Origin of the sequence: Mesorhizobium sp. M1A.F.Ca.ET.072.01.1.1 (assembly GCF_004023325.1) — a bacterium.
Taxonomy (GTDB): domain Bacteria; phylum Pseudomonadota; class Alphaproteobacteria; order Rhizobiales; family Rhizobiaceae; genus Mesorhizobium.
Genome location: NZ_RZSF01000710.1, coordinates 1 through 530, shown reverse-complemented (window position 1 = coordinate 530; position 530 = coordinate 1). Strand labels below are relative to the sequence as shown.

Annotated in this window: 1 protein-coding gene; it reads left to right on the top strand. The window is 66.6% G+C overall.

Features of this window, described 5'->3' with window-relative positions; all coding sequences use genetic code 11:
- A partial coding sequence (locus EOA32_RS37660; protein WP_245499541.1) for a LysR substrate-binding domain-containing protein occupies nucleotides 1-530 on the top strand: 530 nt, incomplete at both ends.

Below are 530 nucleotides of genomic sequence, written 5' to 3'. Positions count from 1 at the left end.
GACATTGTCGGTGTGGTCAGGCTTGGCTCCCCGGACGACTATGGCGAGCGCGTGCTGCCCCACGTGTTGAAGCGCTTCGCGCAATCGCATCCGTCGATCGCCGTCGACGTCACCATCGACCAGAGCGTCAATCTACGCCGCCGCATGGACGACCGTGCGCTCGACATCACGTTGCTCACCAATTCCTACAAGACCAGCGCGGTCGGCGCCGAGGTGCTGCTAACCGAGCCGATCGTCTGGGCCGGCGCCAAGGGCGGCTGCGCGCATCTGCGCGAACCGCTGCCGGTTTCGCTTTGGGAAGAAGGCTGCGCCTGGCGGGCCGGCGCCCTGGAAGCGCTCGGCCGGGAAGGTCGCAACTACCGCATCGCCTATATGAGCGCTCATACCGCCGGCCAGCGCGCCGCCATCATGGCTGACCTTGCCGTCGCGCCGCTGCCGAAGTCCTTCCTCGGCGACGAGATGGTTTCGCTGGGCGCGAAGGACGGCATGCCCGATATCGGCACCTACAATCTCGCCATGGTGGTGGCACC